The following is an 18,791-nucleotide window of genomic DNA, read 5'->3' as shown; positions in this document are numbered from 1 at the left end:
GTCGGGCGGCGGGTGGTCGCAGTTTGCGGTGATCAAGGGCAAAAGGTCGTTCGCAGAGATCAACTGGCGACGCTCTGCCCTTGATCGGCGAGGTTCGGCCGGACCGGGCGGGCCGCTCGGCTCCCCTGCGAGCGGTCGCCCCGCGCCAGGAGCGTGCTGCGGGGTTGCGGTGATCATGGGCAGAACGTGGCTCGCAGTGATCAACTAACAACGGTTTGCCCATGATCGGCAAGGCCTGGCCGGGCGGGGGTCTGTGCTGTAGACCCCCTGCGCGAGCGCGGCGGTGTTCGGCGGGCTGGGGGGCGGCGGCCGGCGGGTTGCGGTGATCAAGGGCAAAAGGTCGTTCGCGGAGATCGACAGGTGACACTTTGCCCTTGATCGGCGAGCTCGGCTGGGCGGGAGCGGGCCGCACGGCTCCCCGCCGCGAGCGTCGCTCCGCGCCCGGAGCGCGGCGGTGTTCGGCTGGCTGGGGCGGCCCGTCGGTGGTTGCGGTGATCATGGGCAGAACGTTGCTCGCGGAGATCGACAAGCGACGGTTTGCCCATGATCGGCGAATCCCGACGGCGCTGCAGTGTCCGCAGCCTGCCGTGGTCCGCGCAGGGGCCGAGGACCGGGGCGGCCGCCGGCGGGTTGTGGTGATCAAGGGCAAAAGGTCGTTCGCGGAGATCAACTAGCGACATTTTGCCCTTGATCACCATGCCCTCGCGCGGACCGTGCCGTCGCGCGGACCGTGCCCTCCCGCGGACCGTGCCCTCCCGCGGACCGTGCCTCGGGCCCGGCCGTGCTCTCGGGCCCGACCGTGCCGTGGTGCCGACCGTGCCGTGGCGCCGACCGCGCGGCCCGCCGACCGCGCGGCCCGCCGAGCACGCACCTGCCACGGCCGCGGGGGACGCACGGTCAGTCCAGGCAGAACTCGTTGCCCTCCGGGTCGGCCATGATGATGTGGCCGAAGGCCATCGGGGGTGCGGGGTCCTCGCGCCGGATCCGGGTGGCGCCGAGCGCGACGAGCCGCGCGCACTCCGACTCCAGCGCGGACATCCGTTCCTCGCCGGTCAGGCCGGGGGCGGCGCGGACGTCGAGGTGGACGCGGTTCTTCGCGACCTTGCCCTCGGGCACCTGCTGGAAGAACAGCCGCGGGCCGTGGCCGGCCGGGTCCTCCAGCGCCGAGCGCCTGTTGTGCTGCGAGGTGGGCACGCCGATGCGGGTGAGGAACTCGTCCCACGCTTCCAGCGGGTCGGCCCCCTCCGGCAGCTCGACGCCGGGCGGGCCCGGGTGGACGTACCCGAGCACCGCGCCCCAGAAGATCGACAATGCCCGGGGGTCGTGCGCATCGAAGGTGATCTGGATGTGACGACTCATCGGCCGATCCTCGCCCAGTGCACCGACAGTTACCCGCGAGTTCTGACCGTCCGTAGTCGGACTATCGGCGGGCCGCGACGAACGACCCGCGCAGCGGCCGTTCCGTGACCGGTTTGCGTCCTTCCCCTCTCCGATTGGGGGTGTGTCGGGGATGTGATGGTGACCACCATGTGCCGCGTCCGTGCGAGGCGAAGGAGCCGGTTTGGGCGGGTTGAGGGTCGACGGGCTGTCCGTGCGCTACGGCCGCTCGGTGCACGCGCTCCAGGACGTCGACGTCGACGTCCCGGGGGACGAGGTGCTGGCCGTGCTCGGCGGCAACGGCGCGGGCAAGTCCACGTTGCTGCGCGCCGTCTCCGGCACGCTCAAGCTGCACGGCGGCGCCGTCACGGCCGGCACGATCACCTTCGACGGTGAGCGGATCGACCGGGCCGACCCGGCGGTGATCGTGCGCCGCGGCGTGGTCGCGGTGCCGGAGGGCCGGCAGGTGTTCGCCCGCATGACCGTCGAGGACAACCTGCGGGCCGGCGGTCTCGGTGCCCGCGACGCCGCAGCCCGCACGAAGGCGCGCGCCCGGGTCGCGGAGCTGTTCCCGGTGCTGGCCGAGCGGTCGGGGCAGCGGGCCGGGCTGCTGTCCGGCGGCGAGCAGCAGATGCTCGCGATCGGCCGAGCGCTCATGTCGGACCCGAAGCTGCTGCTGCTCGACGAGCCGTCGCTGGGGCTGGCCCCGAAGATGGTGGGCCGGATCGCCGCGATCGTCCGCGAGATCCACGAGCAGGGCACCTCGGTGGTGCTGGTCGAGCAGAACGCGACGATGGCGCTGTCGGTGGCCGACCGCGCGGTGGTGCTCGAGGTCGGCAGGGTCGCGCTGACCGGCTCGGCGGCCGAGCTGGCCGCCAGCGACGACGTGGCACGGCTCTACCTCGGCGGGCACGCCGAGTCCGAGGAGCAGGCGCAGGCCGAGCAGGTGGCGGCCCGCCGGCACGCGCCGCGGGTGCTGTCGAGGTGGTCGGGATGACCACCGCGATCAGGGACGACGTCGGCGAGCTCGCCGTCGAAGGCGTGACGCTGCGGTTCGGCGGCATCACGGCGCTCGACGACGTGTCGTTCACCGTCGCGCCGGGCACCGTGCACGCGCTGATCGGCCCGAACGGTGCCGGCAAGTCGAGCTGCTTCAACGTGATCAGCGGGCTGTACCGGCCGACGGAGGGCCGCGTCCGGCTGGGCGACCAGGTGCTCACCGACCTGCGCCCGCACCGGCTGGCCGGGCTCGGCATCGGCCGGTCGTTCCAGAACATCGTGCTGTCCCCGACCTCGACGGTCCTCGACAACGTGCTGCTCGGCCGGCACTCGCTGACGAAGGGCGGGTTCGTCTCGGGCGGGCTGCGCCTGCCCGCCACCCGCCGCACCGAGCGCCGGCACGTCTCGCGCGTCGAGGAGATCTGCGCGTTCCTGGGCGTGGCCGACCGGCTGTACAGCCCGATCGCGGCGCTGCCGTACGGGGTGGCCAAGCGAGTCGACATCGCCCGGGCCATGGCGTGCGAGCCGACGGTGCTGCTGCTGGACGAGCCCGCCGCCGGCCTGAACGCCTCCGAGACCGCGGAGATGGCGGTCACGATCCGCGAGCTGCGTGACGCGCTGGGCATCTCGGTGCTGCTCGTGGAGCACGACATGGGGCTGGTCATGGGCATCGCGGACCGGGTCACGGTGCTCGACTTCGGCCGGTGCATCGCCGACGGGGCGCCTGCCGACGTCCAGCAGGACCCCGCCGTGGTCCGCGCCTACCTGGGCACATCCGAGAGCGACGAGGCGGAGGACGACAGCTGATGGGCACCTTCGTGCAGCTGGTCGTGAACGGGCTCGGCAAAGGCGCCGTGTACGCGCTGCTGGCGCTCGGGTTCGTGATCGTCTACAAGGCGACGGAGGTGGTGAACTTCGCGCTCGGTTCGCTGGTCCTCGTCGCCGGCTTCGGCGTCTACGTGCTGAAGGACTCGATCGGCTGGCCGGCCGCGGCCGTCGTCGGCATCGCCGCGGCCGGGCTCGTGGCACTGGTCATCGAGCGCCTGCTGCGCGCGGCCCGCACCGCCGACCACAACAGCCTGGCGCTGCTCACAATCGGCGTCGACGTCGTCGTCAGCGAGGAGATCGTCCGCCGGGTCGGGGTGGCGATCCCGTTCATCGGCGACCCCTACGACGCGCAGCCCCTGCAGCTGGCCGGCATCACGCTGTTCCGCACGCAGCTGATCGCGCTGGTCGTGGGCGCGATCCTGATCACCGCGTTCCTGCTGGCGTTCCGGTTCACCAGCTGGGGCGTGGCGATGCGCGCGCAGGCCGAGAACCGTGAGGCGGCGGCGCTGATGGGCATCCGCAGCTCGCGCGTGACGGCGACGGCGTGGCTGATCGCCGGCGCGCTGGCCGGTGTGGCGGTGCTGTTCATGGCGACGCAGGACTTCTCCGGTGCCGGACTGGGCCGCGGCACGCACGCGATCGCGCTGATCGCGTTCCCGGCGGCGATCCTCGGCGGCCTCGACTCCACCGGCGGGGCGATCGTCGGCGGCGTGATCGTGGGGCTCACCGAGGCCCTCTCCGCGCAGTACATCTCGTTCGACTTCTCCAAGAGCGCCGTCTTCCTGGTGATGCTCGTCGTGCTCGTGGCGCGACCATCCGGGTTGTTCGGCACCAAGGAGCTCTCCCGTGTCTGAGACGACGGTGACCGAGCCGAAGGCGCCACCGGCGCAGCCACCACCTGCCTTCGCTGCGCCGGCGCGGCGGGGCTGGGTCAAACCGGTCGCGACGGCGCTGTTCCTGCTGCTGCTCTTCGCGCTGCCGATCATCACCGGCAACTCGGGCGTCGGCTACCTCAAGGTGGCGCAGTACGTGCTGATCGGCGCGGTCGGCGGCATCGGGCTCACCCTGCTGGTGGGGCAGGCCGGTCAGCTCTCCCTGGCGCACCCGTTCTTCGTGCTCGTCGGCGCGGTGACCTACGCGGTGCTGGCCGGCGATCCCGACGAGTCCACCGACCTGGTCGCGCTCGGCCTGCCACCGGTCGTGGCGATGATCGGCGCGGTCGCCCTGTGCGGGCTGGTCGGGTTCGCCTTCGCCCCGGTGTCCGGCCGGTTGCGGGGCATCTACCTGGGCGTCGCGTCGCTGTCGTTGGTGTTCCTGGGGCTGTGGCTCGGGCAGTCGCTCGAGCTGTTCACAGGCGGCACGTCGTCCGGCCGCTCGGCGCCGGTCTTCGAGCTGTTCGGCTTCCGGTTCGCCAACACGACGCCGGCGCCGACGATCGCCGGCGTCGCGATCCAGCAGCAGCAGCGGCTCTGGTACCTGTTCCTGGTCCTGGCGCTGATCGCGTACCTGCTGGCGAGGGGGGCCACGCGCAGCCGGATCGGCCGGGCCTGGCGGGCCGTCCGCGACAACGAGGCCGCGGCGACCGCGATGGGCGTCGACGTGCGGCGGATCAAGGCCGGCGCGTTCGTCGTGTCCTCGGCCTACGCCGGGCTCGCGGGCGTGATGCTCGCGCTGTGGCTCGACCTGGTGAAACCGGACGAGAACGAGTTCACCGGCAACTACTCGCTCACGGTCTCGATCGCCTTCCTGGCGATCGTGATCATCGGCGGGCTCGGTTCCGTGCCCGGGGCGGTCGTGGGGGCGGCCGTCGTGTTCGGGCTCCAGCAGCTCTTCCTGCTCGGTGCGAACCAGTTCGGCTGGTTCGCCGACGCGGAGTTCGGCGGGTTCTCCGCCGTCGTGGTCTCCACCTTGATCTACGGGGCCGCGGTGGTGCTCGTCGTGCTCTTCGAGCCGGGCGGAGCGGCGGCGATCGGCCGCCGGCTCACCGCCCGGTTCACCCGGACTCCTGCACCATCCCCCACCCCCGGAAGGAACGACGATGATCCTGAGGCGTAGACGGGCGGGCGCGCTTGCCGGTGCGCTCACGGCCGGACTGGTGCTCGCGGCCTGCGGCAGCACCGCGGACACCGGGGCCGGCGCGACCGGTGCCGGCGGCATCAAGACCGACAAGGGCGTGACCGACACGACGATCACGCTCGGGATCATGGGCGACACCAGCGGCGTGTTCAAGAACCTCGGCGGTGCGATCAACGCCGGCAACCAGCTGTGGGCCAACGAGGTCAACGCGGCGGGCGGCATCTGCAACCGGCAGATCAAGATCGAGATCGTGGACCACGGCTACAAGGCCGACACCGCGAAGACGCTCTACCCGCAGCTGGAACCGAAGGTGCTCGGGATGGTGCAGCTGCTGGGCTCGCCGGTGCTCGCGGCGCTCAAGCAGAACCTGCAGAGCGACAACCTCACCGCGGCGCCGGCGTCGTGGTCGAGCGAGATCCTCAACAACCCGAACATCATGATGATCGGCACCACGTACGACCTGGAGATCGTCAACGGGCTGGCCTACTTCCAGCAGCAGGGCCTGATCAAGGACGGCGACCAGATCGGCCACATCTACATCGACGGGGAGTACGGCGGCAACGGGCTGAAGGGCTCGAAGGCGTACGCGGCCGCGCACGGCCTGAAGATCAACGAAGCCAAGATCACCTCGACGGACAACGACCTCACCAACATCGTCACGGGGATGAAGGGCGCCGGCGTCAAGGCCATCGTGCTGACGACGACCCCTGGCCAGACCGCGTCGGTGATGGCCGCGAACAAGGCGCTCGCCCTGAACGTGCCGGTGCTGGGCAACAACCCGACGTTCGACCCGGCGCTGCTGCAGAGCCCGGCGAAGGACGCGTTGGGCAACCTGTTCGTCTCGGCGTCCAGCGCGCCGTTCTCGTCGAAGACGCCGAAGGCGCAGCAGGTCGCGGCCGAGTACAAGAAGGCCTACCCCAACGGCCCGCTCAACGGCGGCGTGCCGGTCGGGTTCGTGGAGGGCAAGGTGTGGGAGGCCGTGCTCAAGCAGGCCTGCCAGAACAAGGACCTGAGCCGCGCCGGCGTCCAGACGGCACTGACCCAGCTGAAGTCGGTGAAGACCGACGACCTGGTCGCCGAGCTCGACTACAGCTCGCCCGGCTCGCCCCCCACCCGCGGCGTCTACATCGGCAAGGTCGACCCGGCCGCCGAGGGCGGGATCACCGAGGTCGCGCCGCTGTTCACCTCCCCGGAGGCGAAGGCCTACAAGGCGCCGTACCAGAAGTAGCGGCTCTCGGGGTGGCATCGGGGTGCGACCAGGGATCGCCCCCGATGCCGCAGCCCCGTCCGGCGGACACCATCGAGGTATGCAGAACCTCAACTCGTTCCGGCTCCACCGCAGCAGCACCGACAAGATGCTGGGCGGTGTGTGCGGCGGCCTCGCCGAGTCCCTCGAGGTCGACGCGACGCTGCTGCGTCTGGCCTTCGTCGCCCTCACCGTCCTCGGCGCAGGCGCCGCGGCCGTCATCTACGTCGCGATCTGGGCGCTGGCCCCGGTCGACCCCGCCCCGGCCACGCCCGCGGCCGAGGTGCCGGTCGACACCCCCACGGTGTGACCCCGGGTGTGCGTCGAGAACGAAGTTACGGTGATCGAATCGCCCTGTTGATCACCACAACGTCGTTCTCGACGAGCCGGGCGGGGGAACCTCAGCGGCGCGGGCGGCCGCACCAGTTCGCCAGCCGCTCCGTCGGGCCGGCGTCCGGGGCGGGTTCCACCACTGCCGCGAACGGGACGTGCCCGCCCCGCGGCTCCGCGGGGAGCACCCGCGGCGCCGCCGCCAGTGCGGCCTCCGCGATCTCGCGCGGGGCCTCGGCCGGCTGGCCGGTGGAGACGGCCAGGTCCCAGCCGTGCACGAGGGTCTCGTTGACGTAGCCGGCGAGCGCCGCGCGCCCGGGCAACGTGCCCCACGGCACCGTCGCCATGCGATCGAGGATCGCATCGTCGCGCCACACGGCCAACACCTTGTCGATCTCCTCGCCGTACGCGGCGGCGAAGCCGTCGTCGGCGATGCCGTCGACCACGAACGGCGCTTCGCGCGGGTCACCGCCCTCGCCGATCACGCGGGCCCGGCCGACCGTGCCGACCAGGTGGCCGGCGAGGGTGCGCACGTCGAACTCGGGGCACGGGGTGGGCCCGTCCAGCTGATCGGGCCGGACGGCGTCGAGGAGGCCGCGCACCCAGGTGAGCGCGCCGGCGTAGAGCGGACGGGGATCGGGGATCTGCTCGGTCATGGACCCACCCTCGCGTTGATACATGCCGTCTACTGGCATGTATCCGTGCCAGGATCGACGGGTGCGCGCCGACCGGCTCCTCGCGATCATGATGCTCCTGCAGCACCGCGGCCGGATGTCCGCGGCCGCGCTGGCCGACGAGCTCGAGGTGTCGCTGCGCACCGTGCACCGCGACATCGAGGCGCTCTCGGCGGCCGGTGTGCCGGTCTACGCGGAACGCGGCCGGTACGGCGGCTTCGCCCTGCTGCCCGGCTACACCACCGACCTCACCGGGCTGACCCACGAGGAGGCCCGCGCGCTGCTGGTCGCCGGCTCCGGGTCCGCGAGCCTCGGCATGTGCGCGGAGCTGGCGTCCGCGATGCGCAAGGTCGTCGCCGCGCTGCCCGCCCTCCACCGCGACAGCGCGACCCGTGACGCCGGGCGCGTGCTCGTGCGCGGCGAGGGTTTCCGGCGACCCTCCGCCGAGGACGCCGTCGACGAGGACGTGCTCGCCACCGTCCGCAGGGCGGTGTTCGCCGGCCGCCGGCTGCGGATCAGCTACACGCCCCGTGGCGGGGCCGTGAGCTGGCGCACCGTCGACCCGATCGGCCTGGTCAGGGCCCGCTGGACCTGGTACCTGCTCGCCACGCGCGACGGCGCCGAGCGCACCTACCGGCTCTCCCGCGTCGACGCCGCCGAGGTGCTCGACGAGCCCGCCGACCGGCCGGCCGAGGTCGACCTCGCCGAGCTGTGGGAGGCCCGCAAGGAGCGGTTCAGCATCGGGCCGGGGCTGGCCGTGCAGGTGCGGGTGCGCGCGCACCGGCGGGCGGAGTTCCTCGCTGCTGCCGGCTCCGCGCGCGTGCTGGGCGACCTGGTGGAGGTGGACTTCGTCGACACCGCCCACGCCGAGGCGATCCTCTGGTCGCTGCTGCCCGACGTCGAGGTGGTGGCTCCGGGCGAGCTGCGGGCGAGCCTCGGGCGGCGCGCCGCGGCTGCGGCGGGCGCACACCGGTGCCACGATCTCGCCGGAGGTGCCGGATGACCCAGCAGCAGGACCCCACGGCGGGCCTCGTCATGAGCTACCTCGGGCTCCGGCGCGCCGTCGGCGTGGTCGCCGTGCTGCTGCCGTTCCTGCTGCTCGGCGGGAAGCTCCTGATCGACGGGCCCGGCGTGCCCGGGTCGGTCAGCGCGTTCTACTACACGAGCATGCGGAACGTGTTGGTCGGGCTGCTGTTCATGCAGGGCACGTTCCTCCTGTCCTACCGCTACGACCGCCGCGACACCATCGCCGCGGTCATCGCAGGCGTCGCCGTCATCGGGGTGGCGCTGTTCCCGACCCAACCCGCGAACCCCACCCCCACCGACGTGGCGATCGGCGTGATCCACCTCATCTGCGCCGGCACGTTCTTCCTGACCACGGCGTACTTCTCGCTCTTCCTCTTCACGCTCTCCGATGGCCACCCCACCCGGCGCAAGCTGCAGCGCAACGTCGTCTACCGGGTGGCCGGCGTCGTGATCCTGGTGTGCCTGGTGCTGCAGGTGGTCACCGACAACCTGCTGCCGCGCGCCGTCGTCGACGCCGTCCACCCGGTGTTCTGGCTGGAGAGCCTCGCGATCATCGCGTTCGGCGTCTCGTGGCTGGTGAAGGGCGAGACGGTGCTGCGCGACGACGCGGTCTGACGCGGACGGTCCAGGCACGTCACACACCGTTGGGCCCGTTCACACACGTTCGGACATGTGTGAACGGGCCCGCAGGTGTGTGACGTCGCCCTGCAGACGCGGAACGGGGCGGCACCCGCAAGGGTGCCGCCCCGTTCCGTGGAGCAGGTGGTGCGGAGGGACTCAGAAGTCCATGCCGCCCATGCCACCGGTCGGGTCGCCGGCCGGAGCCTTCTCCTTCTCCGGCTTGTCGGCGATGACGGCCTCGGTGGTGAGGAAGAGCGCCGCGATGGAGGCGGCGTTCTGCAGCGCCGAGCGCGTGACCTTGGCCGGGTCGATGATGCCCGCGCCGACCAGGTCGACGTACTCGCCGGTGGCCGCGTTCAGGCCGTGGCCGGCGGGCAGGTTGCGCACCTTCTCCGCCACGACGCCGCCCTCGAGGCCGGCGTTGACCGCGATCTGCTTGAGCGGAGCCTCCAGCGCGACCTTGACGATGTTCGCGCCGGTGGCCTCGTCACCGTCGAGGCCGAGGCCCTCGAAGAGGCCAGCGCCCGCCTGGATGAGGGCGACGCCACCGCCGGCGACGATGCCCTCCTCGACGGCCGCCTTCGCGTTGCGGACGGCGTCCTCGATGCGGTGCTTGCGCTCCTTGAGCTCCACCTCGGTGGCCGCCCCGGCCTTGATCACCGCAACACCGCCGGCCAGCTTGGCCAGGCGCTCCTGCAGCTTCTCGCGGTCGTAGTCGGAGTCGGTGTTCTCGATCTCGCGGCGGATCTGGTTGACGCGACCCTGGATCTGGTCGGCGTCGCCGGCACCGTCGACGATCGTGGTCTCGTCCTTCGAGACGACGACCTTGCGGGCGCGGCCCAGCAGCGACAGGTCGGCGTTCTCCAGCTTGAGGCCGACCTTCTCCGAGATGACCTCGCCACCGGTCAGGTAGGCCATGTCGCCCAGCATCGCCTCGCGGCGGTCACCGAAGCCCGGGGCCTTGACGGCGACGGACTTGAAGGTGCCGCGGATCTTGTTGACGACGAGCGTGGCCAGGGCCTCGCCCTCGACGTCCTCGGCGATGATGGCGAGCGGCTTGCCCGACTGCATGACCTTCTCCAGCAGCGGGAGCAGGTCCTTGACGGTCGAGATCTTCGAGGAGACCAGGAGGACGTACGGGTCCTCCAGCTCGGCCTCCATGCGCTCGGCGTCGGTCACGAAGTAGGGCGAGATGTAGCCCTTGTCGAAGCGCATGCCCTCCGTGAGCTCGAGCTCGAGCCCGAAGGTCTGCGACTCCTCGACGGTGATGACGCCTTCCTTGCCGACCTTGTCCATCGCCTCGGCGATGAGCTCGCCGATCGAGGTGTCGGCGGCGGAGATGGAGGCCGTGGCAGCGATCTGCTCCTTGGTCTCGACCTCCTTGGCGCTCTTCAGCAGCGCCTCGGCGACGGCGTCGACGGCCTTCTCGATGCCGCGCTTGAGCGCCATCGGGTTCGCGCCGGCGGCGACGTTGCGCAGGCCCTCGCGGACCAGCGCCTGCGCCAGCACGGTGGCGGTGGTGGTGCCGTCACCCGCGATGTCGTCGGTCTTCTTGGCAACTTCCTTGACGAGCTCGGCCCCGATCTTCTCCCACGGGTCCTCGAGCTCGATCTCCTTGGCGATCGACACACCATCGTTGGTGATGGTGGGCGCGCCCCACTTCTTCTCCAGCACGACGTTGCGGCCACGCGGGCCGAGCGTCACCCGGACGGCGTCGGCGAGGGTGTTCATGCCGCGCTCGAGCCCCCGGCGCGCCTCCTCGTCGAAAGCGATCATCTTCGCCATGTGGGTGTGGTCCTCCGATTGGGATGACACGAGGTCAGGTGCGTCGAACGCGGCGCCCGCGACGGACGACCGGCAACCCTGCGCCGATCTCACCCGCTCGACAACTGGCACTCTACCGTGTCGAGTGCCAAAGCCGGTTTTAGCACTCGGGTAGGTCGAGTGCAAGCGACCGCGCCGGCCGCAGGCGGCGCCCATGAGGCACGATGCAGCCGTGTCGAGCACACGGATCCGCACCGTCGAGGAGCACGCCGAGGTCGTCGCCGAGCTGCTGCCGCCCACCCCCGTCGTGACCGTGCCGCTGGGCCGGGCGCGCGGCCGCGTGCTCGCCACGGACGTGGTGGCCGCCGTGTCGATCCCCTCGTTCGACAACTCCGCCATGGACGGCTACGCCGTGCGCGCCGCGGAGCTCGCCGGCGCCACCGCTGAGGCGCCCGTCGAGCTGCCGGTGGCGGCCGACATCCCGGCCGGCCGCACCGACGTGCCCCCGCTCGCACCCGGCACCGTCGCCCGCATCATGACCGGGGCACCCATGCCCGACGGCGCCGACGCCGTCCTGCCCGTCGAGCAGACCGACGCCGGCACCGAGCGCGTGCGGCTGCACGCCCAGCCGGACGAGGGCGCGTACGTGCGCCGCGCCGGCGAGGACACCGTCGCCGGTGACGTCGTGCTCACCGCCGGCACCGTCCTCGGCGCCGCGCACATCGGGCTCGCCGCCGCCGTCGGTGCCGGCACCGTCGACGTGCGCCGCCGACCCCGCGTGCTCGTCCTGTCCACCGGCTCGGAGCTCGTCGCCCCCGGCACCCCGCTGCAGCACGGCCAGATCTACGAGTCCAACGGACCCATGCTCGCCGCGGCCGTCGAGGACGCGGGCGGCGAGGCCGAGCTGCTGCGCTTCGTGCCCGACGACGTCGACGAGTTCCTCGCCACCCTCGCCCGCCGTGTCCGGGACGGTGCCGTCGACCTCGTCCTCACCTCCGGCGGCGTCAGCGCCGGCGCCTACGAGGTCGTCAAGGACGCGCTGACCGGACGCGGGGTCACCTTCACCAAGGTCGGCATGCAGCCGGGCGGACCGCAGGGCGCCGGGCGGGTGCCCGAACTGGGCGACGTCGCCGTCGTGACCCTGCCCGGCAACCCCGTCAGCTCGCTCGTCTCCTTCGAGGTGTTCGTGCGGCCCGCGCTGCGCACCGCGCTCGGCCACCCGCAGCCCCACCGGCCCGTGCGTACCGCCGTGCTCGCCGAGCGTCTGACCTCCCCGGCCGGCAAGCGGCAGTACCGCCGGGGCGTCTTCACCGAGACCGGCGAGGTCCGCGAGATCGGCACTTCCGCCTCCCACCGGCTGGGCGCGCTCGCCCGCGCGGAGTGCCTCATCGTGCTGCCCGAGGACGTCACGGAGGCTGTCGAGGGCCATCCGGTGGAGGTGTGGCCGCTCCACCACTGACTCTTTCGGGTGGAAGTGGTGTACGTCACACCGACTGGATGCAACAATCGGGCCCCCGACGACGTCCTACAGGTGAAAGTTCGGCCGATCGGTGCACTCTCCGTGGTTCCTCAGGAAGTGTGCTGGACGATCGAACGCGTCAGCGGGAATACTTGGCACGCGGCATGGGTATCCATGTCACACAGCAAAGACCTACCGCCCGTCGCTGGGGAGCGGACGAGCGGTTCCACGGCCGGGGTCGTCGTCTCGGGGGATGACGGCCCCGGCCCTTTGCTGTGTTGAATTTGTCGCGCCCACGGCGCTCCGGCTCGCGTGGTTGCTCGGCTCGGCCGTCGGGTCTCACCGCCCACGCGAGTTGCCCGGATCGGGACGGCGAGTTGCCCGTCCTGGGTCGGCGAGTTGCCCGTCCTGGGTCGGCGAGTTGGCCGGAGCGGGACGTTGCCGGTGCGATCTGGAGTTGTCGGTTCGGCGCGCCCGGGTGTCGAGCCGACGATCAACAACGCCGTCCGCCGGTTCCCGTGCCGAAGTGCTCGCGTACCGTAGCCGCCGCGACCCGGCCCAACGCGGGCCACCCCCGTCAGCAGGAGTGAAGCGGCGCCCATGACCGACCCCACCCCAGCAGGGCCGGCACCGGCCGTCACGGCGAGCGGCCCGTCCGGCTTCTCACTGACGCACGTGGTCGGGCTGGTCAGGGACGCGATCCCGCCGATGCACCCCGGCGGCCGCCCGATCGTCGCGGCCGTCGCCGCCGCAGCGGGGCTCGTCAAGCTCGTCACCGGACGCGGCGCCGGGGTCGGCGCGCTCGCCACCGCGGCCACCGCGCTGTTCTTCCGCTCGCCCGAGCGGGTGCCGCCGCCGATCGAGCACGCCGTGCTGGCGGCCGCCGACGGCACCGTCGCCACCATCGGCGACGCCCTGCCCCCGCCAGAGCTCGGCCTGCCGGCGGTGCCGCTGCCGCGGGTCAGCGTCTTCCTGTCGGTGCTCGACGTGCACGTCCAGCGCATCCCCGTCGACGGGCAGGTGGTGGCCGTCGCCTACCACCCCGGCACGTTCCTCTCCGCCGACCTCGACAAGGCCAGCGACGACAACGAGCGCAACTCGGTGCTGCTGCGCACCGCGGGCGGCGCGCAGATCGGGGTCGTGCAGATCGCCGGGCTGCTCGCGCGGCGCATCGTCTGCGACGTCGTCGTCGGCAACGAGGTCGCCGCAGGCGAGACGTACGGGCTCATCCGCTTCGGCTCCCGCGTCGACGTCTACCTGCCCGCCGACGCAGTCGTGCAGGTGTCGGTGGGGCAGCGCACGATCGGCGGCGAGACCGTGCTGGCCGTGCTGCCCGAGGACACCTGATGGACGTCCCGCCCGCGTACGCCGCGGGCGTGCGCCTCCTGCCCAACGCAGTCACCGTGCTCGCGCTCTGCGCGGGACTGTCGTCGGTCTACTTCGCGCTCGCCGGCCAGTGGTCGCTCTGCATCGTCGCCACTGGCTTCGCGGCGATCTGCGACGCGCTCGACGGCCGCCTCGCCCGTCTCCTCGACGCCACGAGCAAGATCGGCGCCGAGCTGGACTCGCTGTCCGACCTGGTGTCGTTCGGTGTGGCCCCGGCGTTGGTGCTGTACCTGTGGGCGCTGGAGGGCAGCCGGTTCGGCTGGATCGTCACGCTCGTGTTCGCCGTATGCATGGCGCTGCGCCTGGCCCGCTTCAACACCCTCCTCGACGTCGAGCAGCGCTACCCGTTCGCCAAGGAGTTCTTCGTCGGCGTCCCGGCGCCGGCGGCCGCGCTGTCGGCCGGGATCCCGCTGTACGTGACCCTGCAGTTCGGCGAGGGCTGGTGGTCGGGTGAGGTGCTCGTCGGCGGCTGGACGCTGGTCGTGGCCGGGCTGATGGTGTCGCGGCTGCCCACGCTGTCGCTCAAGACCGTGCGCGTGCCGGCCACGGCGATCGCCCCGCTGCTGGTCGTGGTGGGCATCGCGGCAGCGGTGCTGGTCACCGTGCCGTACCTCGGGCTCGCGCTCGTCGCCATCGGGTACCTGCTGCTCATCCCGTACGCCGGCTACCGCTACCGCTGGCTCGCCCGGCACCCCGAGGCGTGGGACGTTCCCGTGCGGGAGCGGCGGGCGGCCGCCCGTGCGGCCCGTTCCGCGCGCCGGCTGGGCATCCGGCCGCCGCTGCGCCGGCGGGTGGCGGGCGGGGCCAGCGCCGTCGCCCGTGCGGTGCGCCGGCTCGGCGACACCGAACCGGGCCTGCCGGTCATCCGGCGCAACGGCACGCCCCGCACTGGGCCCGGACCGGCGCCGCAGCGCGGCAACCGGCTGCGGCTGGGACTGCGCCGCGCCCGTCGACGTTGATCGCTGCCCGATAGCGTGTGCCGGTGACTGTGTCGATCACGCTCGTCGCCCGGTTGGCCGCCTCCGCTGCCGACGCCCGACGAGGGGTGGTGCGGCTGCATCCCGAGGTGCTCGACGCGCTGGGCCTGCGGTCGTGGGACGCCGTCACCCTCACCGGCGCCCGGATGACCACGGTGCTGGTCGCTCCTGGGGACGGACCGCCCGGGCAGGTCACCCTCGACGACGTCACGCTCTCGAACACCGGCCTGAGCGACGGCGCCCCCGTGGTGGTCACGCCGGCCGAGGTCGCGCCTGCCCGCAGCATCCTGCTGACCGGTTCGCGGCTGGCCAGGGCCTCGCTGACCCCGGAGATCGTGCGGCAGGCGCTCGTCGGCAAGGTCGTGACGGGCGGCGACGCCGTCTCGTTGCTGCCGCAGGACATCGCGCCGGGCATGAACGCCGCCGCCACCCGCCAGCAGGTGGCCGGCGCGCTCGGCCCGTCGTGGACCACCGAGCTGCTCACGGTGGCCACCGTCGAGCCGGCCGGCGCGGTCGCGGTGCGCCCGAGCACGGTCGTCGGCTGGGAGACAGGCCCGGTGACGGGGCAGGCGCCGGCGCCGCGCCCGACCGCCGCCCCTGCCGCAGCCGTCGAGGAGCCCGTGCTGCCCGTCGAGGCGCTGATCGGCAACACCGAGCCGGCGCGCCGGCTCGTCGAATGGCTCGAGCTGACGTTCGACCGCCCTGAGCTGCTGGAACGGCTCGGGGGATCGGCCCGGCTCGGGGTGGCCGTCGTCGGGCCGGAGGGCGTGGGGAAGCTCGCACTGGCGCGCAGCGCCGCCGCGGCCGTGGACGCGGGGGTCGTCACCCTGGCCGCTCCGGGCGTGGCCGCACTGGAGGCCGGGACGGCCTCGCAGCGGGTGCACGAGACGGTCGGGTCGGCGAGGGCCGCGGCGCAGGCGGGCAGGCGCACCGTCCTCGTCGTGAGCGACGTGGACGCGCTGCTGCCCGTCGAGCCGGTGCCGCTCTCGACGATCGTGCTCGACGCCCTGCGCGCCGCGGTGGCGACGCGCGGTCTCGCCCTCGTCGTCACCACGTCGGCGCCGGAGCGCATCGACCCGCGCCTGCGCGCCCCCGACCTCGTCGACCGCGAGCTGGGGCTGGCCCTGCCCGACCTGCGCACGCGCACCGAGCTGCTGCGCCGCCTGCTGGCCGAGGTGCCGCTCGCCGCCGACGTGGAGCTGAAGGCGATCGCCGAGCGCGCGCCCGGGTTCGTCGTCGCCGACCTGGTGGCGGTGCGCCGGGAGGCCGCGGTGACCGCGGCGCTGCGGCACGCCGACGACCCGATGATCGCCCAGCAGGACCTGCTGGACGCGGTCGGCTCGGTCCGCCCGATCTCGATGTCGTCGTCGGACACGCTGCAGACCGGTGGCGTGACGCTCGACCAGGTCGGCGACATGGCCGAGACGAAGCAGGCGCTCACCGAGGCGGTGCTGTGGCCGCTGCAGTACCCCGACTCGTTCGCCCGCCTCGGCGTCGACGCGCCCCGCGGCGTGCTCGTGTACGGCCCGCCCGGGTGCGGCAAGACGTTCCTGCTGCGCGCGCTGGCCGGCACCGGGCAGCTCAACGTGATCGCGGTGAAGGGCGCCGAGCTGCTCGACAAGTACGTCGGCGAGTCCGAGCGGGCCGTGCGCGAGCTGTTCCGCCGGGCCCGCGACGCCGCGCCCGCGCTGGTGTTCCTCGACGAGGTGGACGCGCTGGCGCCGCGCCGCGGTCAGTCCAGCGACTCCGGGGTGGCCGACCGGGTCGTCGCCGCCCTGCTCACCGAGCTGGACGGGGCGCAGCCGCTGCGCGACGTCATCGTCGTCGGCGCCACCAACCGGCCCGAGCTGATCGACCCGGCGCTGCTGCGGCCGGGCCGCCTGGAACGGCTGGTCTACGTGCCGCCGCCGGACGCCGAGGCGCGCACCGAGATCCTGAAGGCGGCCGGGCGCAACACCCCGTTCGCGCCGGAGGTGGACCTGGCCGAGCTGGGCGCCGCGCTGGACGGCTACTCCGCGGCCGACTGCGCGGCCGTCCTGCGCGAGGCCGCGTTGACCGCGATGCGCGAGTCGCTCGACGCCGCCCAGGTCACCGACGCGCACATCGCCGCGGCGCGCACGGTGGTGCCGCCGTCGCTGGACCCGGCGCAGCTCGCCGCGCTGGAGGCCTACGCGCAGCGGCGCGCCGAGCGCTGAGCCCGGCTCACTTCGCCTTGTAGTCCTTCGTGACGATCACGATCAGCCCGGGCGTCGCGTCCTGGATGCCGGCGAAGCGTTGCTCCACCCGCAGCCCGAACTGCGCGCCGAGCTCGCGGGCCGAGGCCTCCTCGGCCGGGCTCTCCGGCCGGAAGTACACCGTGCTGGTCGGGATGATCCCGCCCGGGTAGCCCTTGATCTCCGTGACCTGCCAGCCGGCCGCCCGGAGGTCCGCAGCCGCGCGTGCGGCGAGGCCCTGGATCGTCGAGTTGTTGTAGACGCGCACCGGCTGCTTGGCCACCGTCCGGGGGGCGGGCGCGGGCGCGGCCTTCGTCGGGCCGGCGACGGCGTTCGGGGTCGCGCCGAACGAGGGCACGGGCACGCCGCCGGGAGCGGGGGTGGCCGCCGGGGGTGGCGTCGTGGCCGGTGCGGGGGCCGGGGCCGGCGTGGTGGCGGCGTTCGGATCGGTGGGAGCGGGCGTCGCCGGAGCCGTCACCTCGGCCGTGGGGGTCGGGCCGGCAGCCGTGGGTGACCCGCCGCCACCGCCGCCGACGAGGCTGGCGACGCCGATCAGTGCGGCCACCGCGCCGACGCCCAGGAGCGCGAGACCACCCACCCGAAGCGGGGATGATCCTCCGGACGGTGCGGGTGAGGTCACGGTCTGGCTCCTCGCAGCGGGGCGCGTCACCCGTCAGTGGACGGGTCGGTCGCCGATCATGGTGACGTCACCAGGGCTCGATGCCCAGCCGACGCGCCGCACGGGTGCGCTGCCGGCTGGCGCGCAGCCGGCGGAGGCGCTTCACGAGGAGCGGATCGGCGGCCAGCGCCTCCGGCTTGTCGACCAACGCGTTGAGCACCTGGTAGTAGCGGGTGGCCGACATGTCGAACAACTCGCGGATCGCCTGCTCCTTGGCGCCGGCGTACTTCCACCACTGGCCCTCGAACGCGAGGATCTCCCGTTCGCGACGGTCCAGCTCGCGCATCCCGCCGGAGGCGGTCCTCGCCCCGGCCGACTCGGTGGCGGACTCCATCGCGCTCCCTCGAAACTTCCGCAGCTCGGCGAATGACACGTGTGTGATTCGCGGAGGCCATTCAATCACGCACAACCGACCGAACCTGGTCAAGGACGCGCCACGCCATGGGGTGATCGGCGACCGGCCGACGGCCTCCGGCAGGCGGTGCGACACGCCGGACATAGGCTTCCGACGTGGCCGTACGACCCATCGTGATCATCGGGGACCCCGTCCTGCACACCCCGACCCGCCCCGTCACCGAGTTCGACGACGCGCTCGCCGACCTCGTCGCCGACATGTTCGACACCATGGCCGCCGCCGACGGCGTCGGGCTCGCGGCCAACCAGATCGGCGTCGACCAGCGCGTCTTCGTGTACGACTGCCCCGACCTCGAACTGCGCGAACGCCGCCGCGGCGTCGTCGTGAACCCGGTGCTGGAGACCTCCGAGCGGCCGGAGACCATGCCCGACCCCGAGGACGACGACGAGGGCTGCCTCTCCGTCCCCGGCGAGCAGTACCCCACCGGGCGCGCCGAGTGGGCCAAGGTCACCGGCACCGACGAGAAGGGCCAGCCGGTGGAGGTGGAGGGCCGCGGCTTCTTCGCCCGCTGCCTCCAGCACGAGACCGACCACCTCGACGGGATCATCTACGTCGACCGGCTCATCGGCCGCAACCAGCGGGCCGCGCGCAAGGCCGTCAAGCGGGCCGGCTGGGGCGTACCCGGCCTGACGTGGGACCCGGCGACGCAGAAGGCGGAGGACGTCTGAGCCCCGCGGGCTCGCTCTCGGCGAACACCGCACCTCGCCTCCGCGCGTAGCGT

19 protein-coding genes are annotated in these 18,791 nt (G+C 72.8%); 14 read left to right on the top strand and 5 right to left on the bottom strand.

Annotated features, from left to right (window positions below; genetic code table 11):
• The first annotated feature begins 374 nt into the window (after nucleotides 1-374).
• Nucleotides 375-674, top strand: a complete 300-nt coding sequence (locus ACQEVB_RS05085) for a hypothetical protein (RefSeq protein ID WP_432965711.1) — start codon at nucleotides 375-377, stop codon at nucleotides 672-674.
• A gap of 223 nt (nucleotides 675-897) precedes the next feature.
• Here ACQEVB_RS05085 and ACQEVB_RS05080 read toward each other — a convergent pair whose 3' ends face one another.
• The gene (locus ACQEVB_RS05080; RefSeq protein ID WP_432965708.1) at nucleotides 898-1,359 is read right to left on the bottom strand and encodes a VOC family protein; all 462 of its coding nucleotides are present in this window, start codon (nucleotides 1,357-1,359) and stop codon (nucleotides 898-900) included.
• A gap of 202 nt (nucleotides 1,360-1,561) precedes the next feature.
• Between ACQEVB_RS05080 and ACQEVB_RS05075 the strand changes: the two genes are divergently transcribed.
• From ACQEVB_RS05075 to ACQEVB_RS05050, 6 genes are all read left to right on the top strand, one after another.
• The gene (locus ACQEVB_RS05075) at nucleotides 1,562-2,374 is read left to right on the top strand and encodes an ABC transporter ATP-binding protein (protein WP_432965705.1); all 813 of its coding nucleotides are present in this window, start codon (nucleotides 1,562-1,564) and stop codon (nucleotides 2,372-2,374) included.
• Entirely contained in the window at nucleotides 2,371-3,183 is an 813-nt protein-coding gene (locus ACQEVB_RS05070) for an ABC transporter ATP-binding protein (RefSeq protein WP_432965702.1), read from the top strand. The genes ACQEVB_RS05075 and ACQEVB_RS05070 overlap by 4 nt, the downstream gene beginning before the upstream one ends.
• Complete coding sequence (locus ACQEVB_RS05065) at nucleotides 3,183-4,058, top strand: branched-chain amino acid ABC transporter permease (RefSeq protein ID WP_432965699.1); 876 nt, start codon at nucleotides 3,183-3,185, stop codon at nucleotides 4,056-4,058. Before ACQEVB_RS05070 ends, ACQEVB_RS05065 begins: the two co-directional genes overlap by 1 nt.
• Nucleotides 4,051-5,259, top strand: coding sequence for a branched-chain amino acid ABC transporter permease (locus ACQEVB_RS05060; protein ID WP_432965696.1), 1,209 nt, complete (start codon nucleotides 4,051-4,053; stop codon nucleotides 5,257-5,259). The genes ACQEVB_RS05065 and ACQEVB_RS05060 overlap by 8 nt, the downstream gene beginning before the upstream one ends.
• Nucleotides 5,243-6,508, top strand: a complete 1,266-nt coding sequence (locus tag ACQEVB_RS05055; RefSeq protein ID WP_432965693.1) for an ABC transporter substrate-binding protein — start codon at nucleotides 5,243-5,245, stop codon at nucleotides 6,506-6,508. Before ACQEVB_RS05060 ends, ACQEVB_RS05055 begins: the two co-directional genes overlap by 17 nt.
• A gap of 79 nt (nucleotides 6,509-6,587) precedes the next feature.
• Nucleotides 6,588-6,836, top strand: coding sequence for a PspC domain-containing protein (locus ACQEVB_RS05050; RefSeq protein WP_432965690.1), 249 nt, complete (start codon nucleotides 6,588-6,590; stop codon nucleotides 6,834-6,836).
• 91 nt (nucleotides 6,837-6,927) lie between these two features.
• On the opposite strand, the gene ACQEVB_RS05045 is transcribed toward ACQEVB_RS05050, so the two are convergent.
• On the bottom strand, nucleotides 6,928-7,512 hold the full coding sequence (locus tag ACQEVB_RS05045; protein WP_432965687.1) for a TIGR03086 family metal-binding protein: 585 nt from the start codon (nucleotides 7,510-7,512) through the stop codon (nucleotides 6,928-6,930).
• 61 nt (nucleotides 7,513-7,573) lie between these two features.
• Between ACQEVB_RS05045 and ACQEVB_RS05040 the strand changes: the two genes are divergently transcribed.
• Both ACQEVB_RS05040 and ACQEVB_RS05035 read left to right on the top strand, forming a co-directional pair.
• Entirely contained in the window at nucleotides 7,574-8,533 is a 960-nt protein-coding gene (locus ACQEVB_RS05040; RefSeq protein WP_432965685.1) for a helix-turn-helix transcriptional regulator, read from the top strand.
• The gene (locus ACQEVB_RS05035) at nucleotides 8,530-9,171 is read left to right on the top strand and encodes a DUF7103 family protein (protein ID WP_432965682.1); all 642 of its coding nucleotides are present in this window, start codon (nucleotides 8,530-8,532) and stop codon (nucleotides 9,169-9,171) included. Before ACQEVB_RS05040 ends, ACQEVB_RS05035 begins: the two co-directional genes overlap by 4 nt.
• Nucleotides 9,172-9,333: 162 nt before the next feature.
• Here the strand turns inward: ACQEVB_RS05035 and groL are convergent, their stop codons facing one another.
• On the bottom strand, nucleotides 9,334-10,962 hold the full coding sequence (groL, locus tag ACQEVB_RS05030; protein ID WP_432980149.1) for a chaperonin GroEL: 1,629 nt from the start codon (nucleotides 10,960-10,962) through the stop codon (nucleotides 9,334-9,336).
• A gap of 211 nt (nucleotides 10,963-11,173) precedes the next feature.
• On the opposite strand from groL, the gene moeA reads away from it, so the two are divergent.
• The 4 genes from moeA to ACQEVB_RS05010 all read left to right on the top strand — a co-directional run bounded on the left by moeA (nucleotide 11,174) and on the right by ACQEVB_RS05010 (nucleotide 16,958).
• Nucleotides 11,174-12,400, top strand: a complete 1,227-nt coding sequence (gene moeA, locus ACQEVB_RS05025; protein ID WP_432965679.1) for a molybdopterin molybdotransferase MoeA — start codon at nucleotides 11,174-11,176, stop codon at nucleotides 12,398-12,400.
• 600 nt (nucleotides 12,401-13,000) lie between these two features.
• The gene (locus tag ACQEVB_RS05020; protein WP_432965676.1) at nucleotides 13,001-13,747 is read left to right on the top strand and encodes a phosphatidylserine decarboxylase; all 747 of its coding nucleotides are present in this window, start codon (nucleotides 13,001-13,003) and stop codon (nucleotides 13,745-13,747) included.
• Nucleotides 13,747-14,745, top strand: coding sequence for a CDP-alcohol phosphatidyltransferase family protein (locus tag ACQEVB_RS05015; RefSeq protein WP_432965673.1), 999 nt, complete (start codon nucleotides 13,747-13,749; stop codon nucleotides 14,743-14,745). Before ACQEVB_RS05020 ends, ACQEVB_RS05015 begins: the two co-directional genes overlap by 1 nt.
• A gap of 23 nt (nucleotides 14,746-14,768) precedes the next feature.
• A complete protein-coding gene (locus ACQEVB_RS05010) occupies nucleotides 14,769-16,958 on the top strand; it encodes an AAA family ATPase (RefSeq protein WP_432965670.1) in 2,190 nt (729 codons plus the stop codon).
• Nucleotides 16,959-16,965: 7 nt separating this feature from the next.
• Here ACQEVB_RS05010 and ACQEVB_RS05005 read toward each other — a convergent pair whose 3' ends face one another.
• The gene (locus ACQEVB_RS05005) at nucleotides 16,966-17,574 is read right to left on the bottom strand and encodes a LytR C-terminal domain-containing protein (RefSeq protein ID WP_432965667.1); all 609 of its coding nucleotides are present in this window, start codon (nucleotides 17,572-17,574) and stop codon (nucleotides 16,966-16,968) included.
• Nucleotides 17,575-17,683: 109 nt separating this feature from the next.
• Complete coding sequence (locus ACQEVB_RS05000) at nucleotides 17,684-17,989, bottom strand: DUF3263 domain-containing protein (RefSeq protein ID WP_432965664.1); 306 nt, start codon at nucleotides 17,987-17,989, stop codon at nucleotides 17,684-17,686.
• Between the two features lie 176 nt (nucleotides 17,990-18,165).
• Between ACQEVB_RS05000 and ACQEVB_RS04995 the strand changes: the two genes are divergently transcribed.
• A complete protein-coding gene (locus ACQEVB_RS04995; protein WP_432965661.1) occupies nucleotides 18,166-18,738 on the top strand; it encodes a peptide deformylase in 573 nt (190 codons plus the stop codon).
• The last annotated feature ends 53 nt before the right edge of the window (nucleotides 18,739-18,791 follow it).

It is taken from the genome of Pseudonocardia sp. CA-107938, from assembly GCF_050936315.1.
Taxonomy (GTDB): Bacteria; Actinomycetota; Actinomycetes; order Mycobacteriales; family Pseudonocardiaceae; genus Pseudonocardia.
The sequence above is the reverse complement of the archived record's forward strand: the minus strand, read 5'-3'. Positions and strand labels throughout refer to the sequence as shown.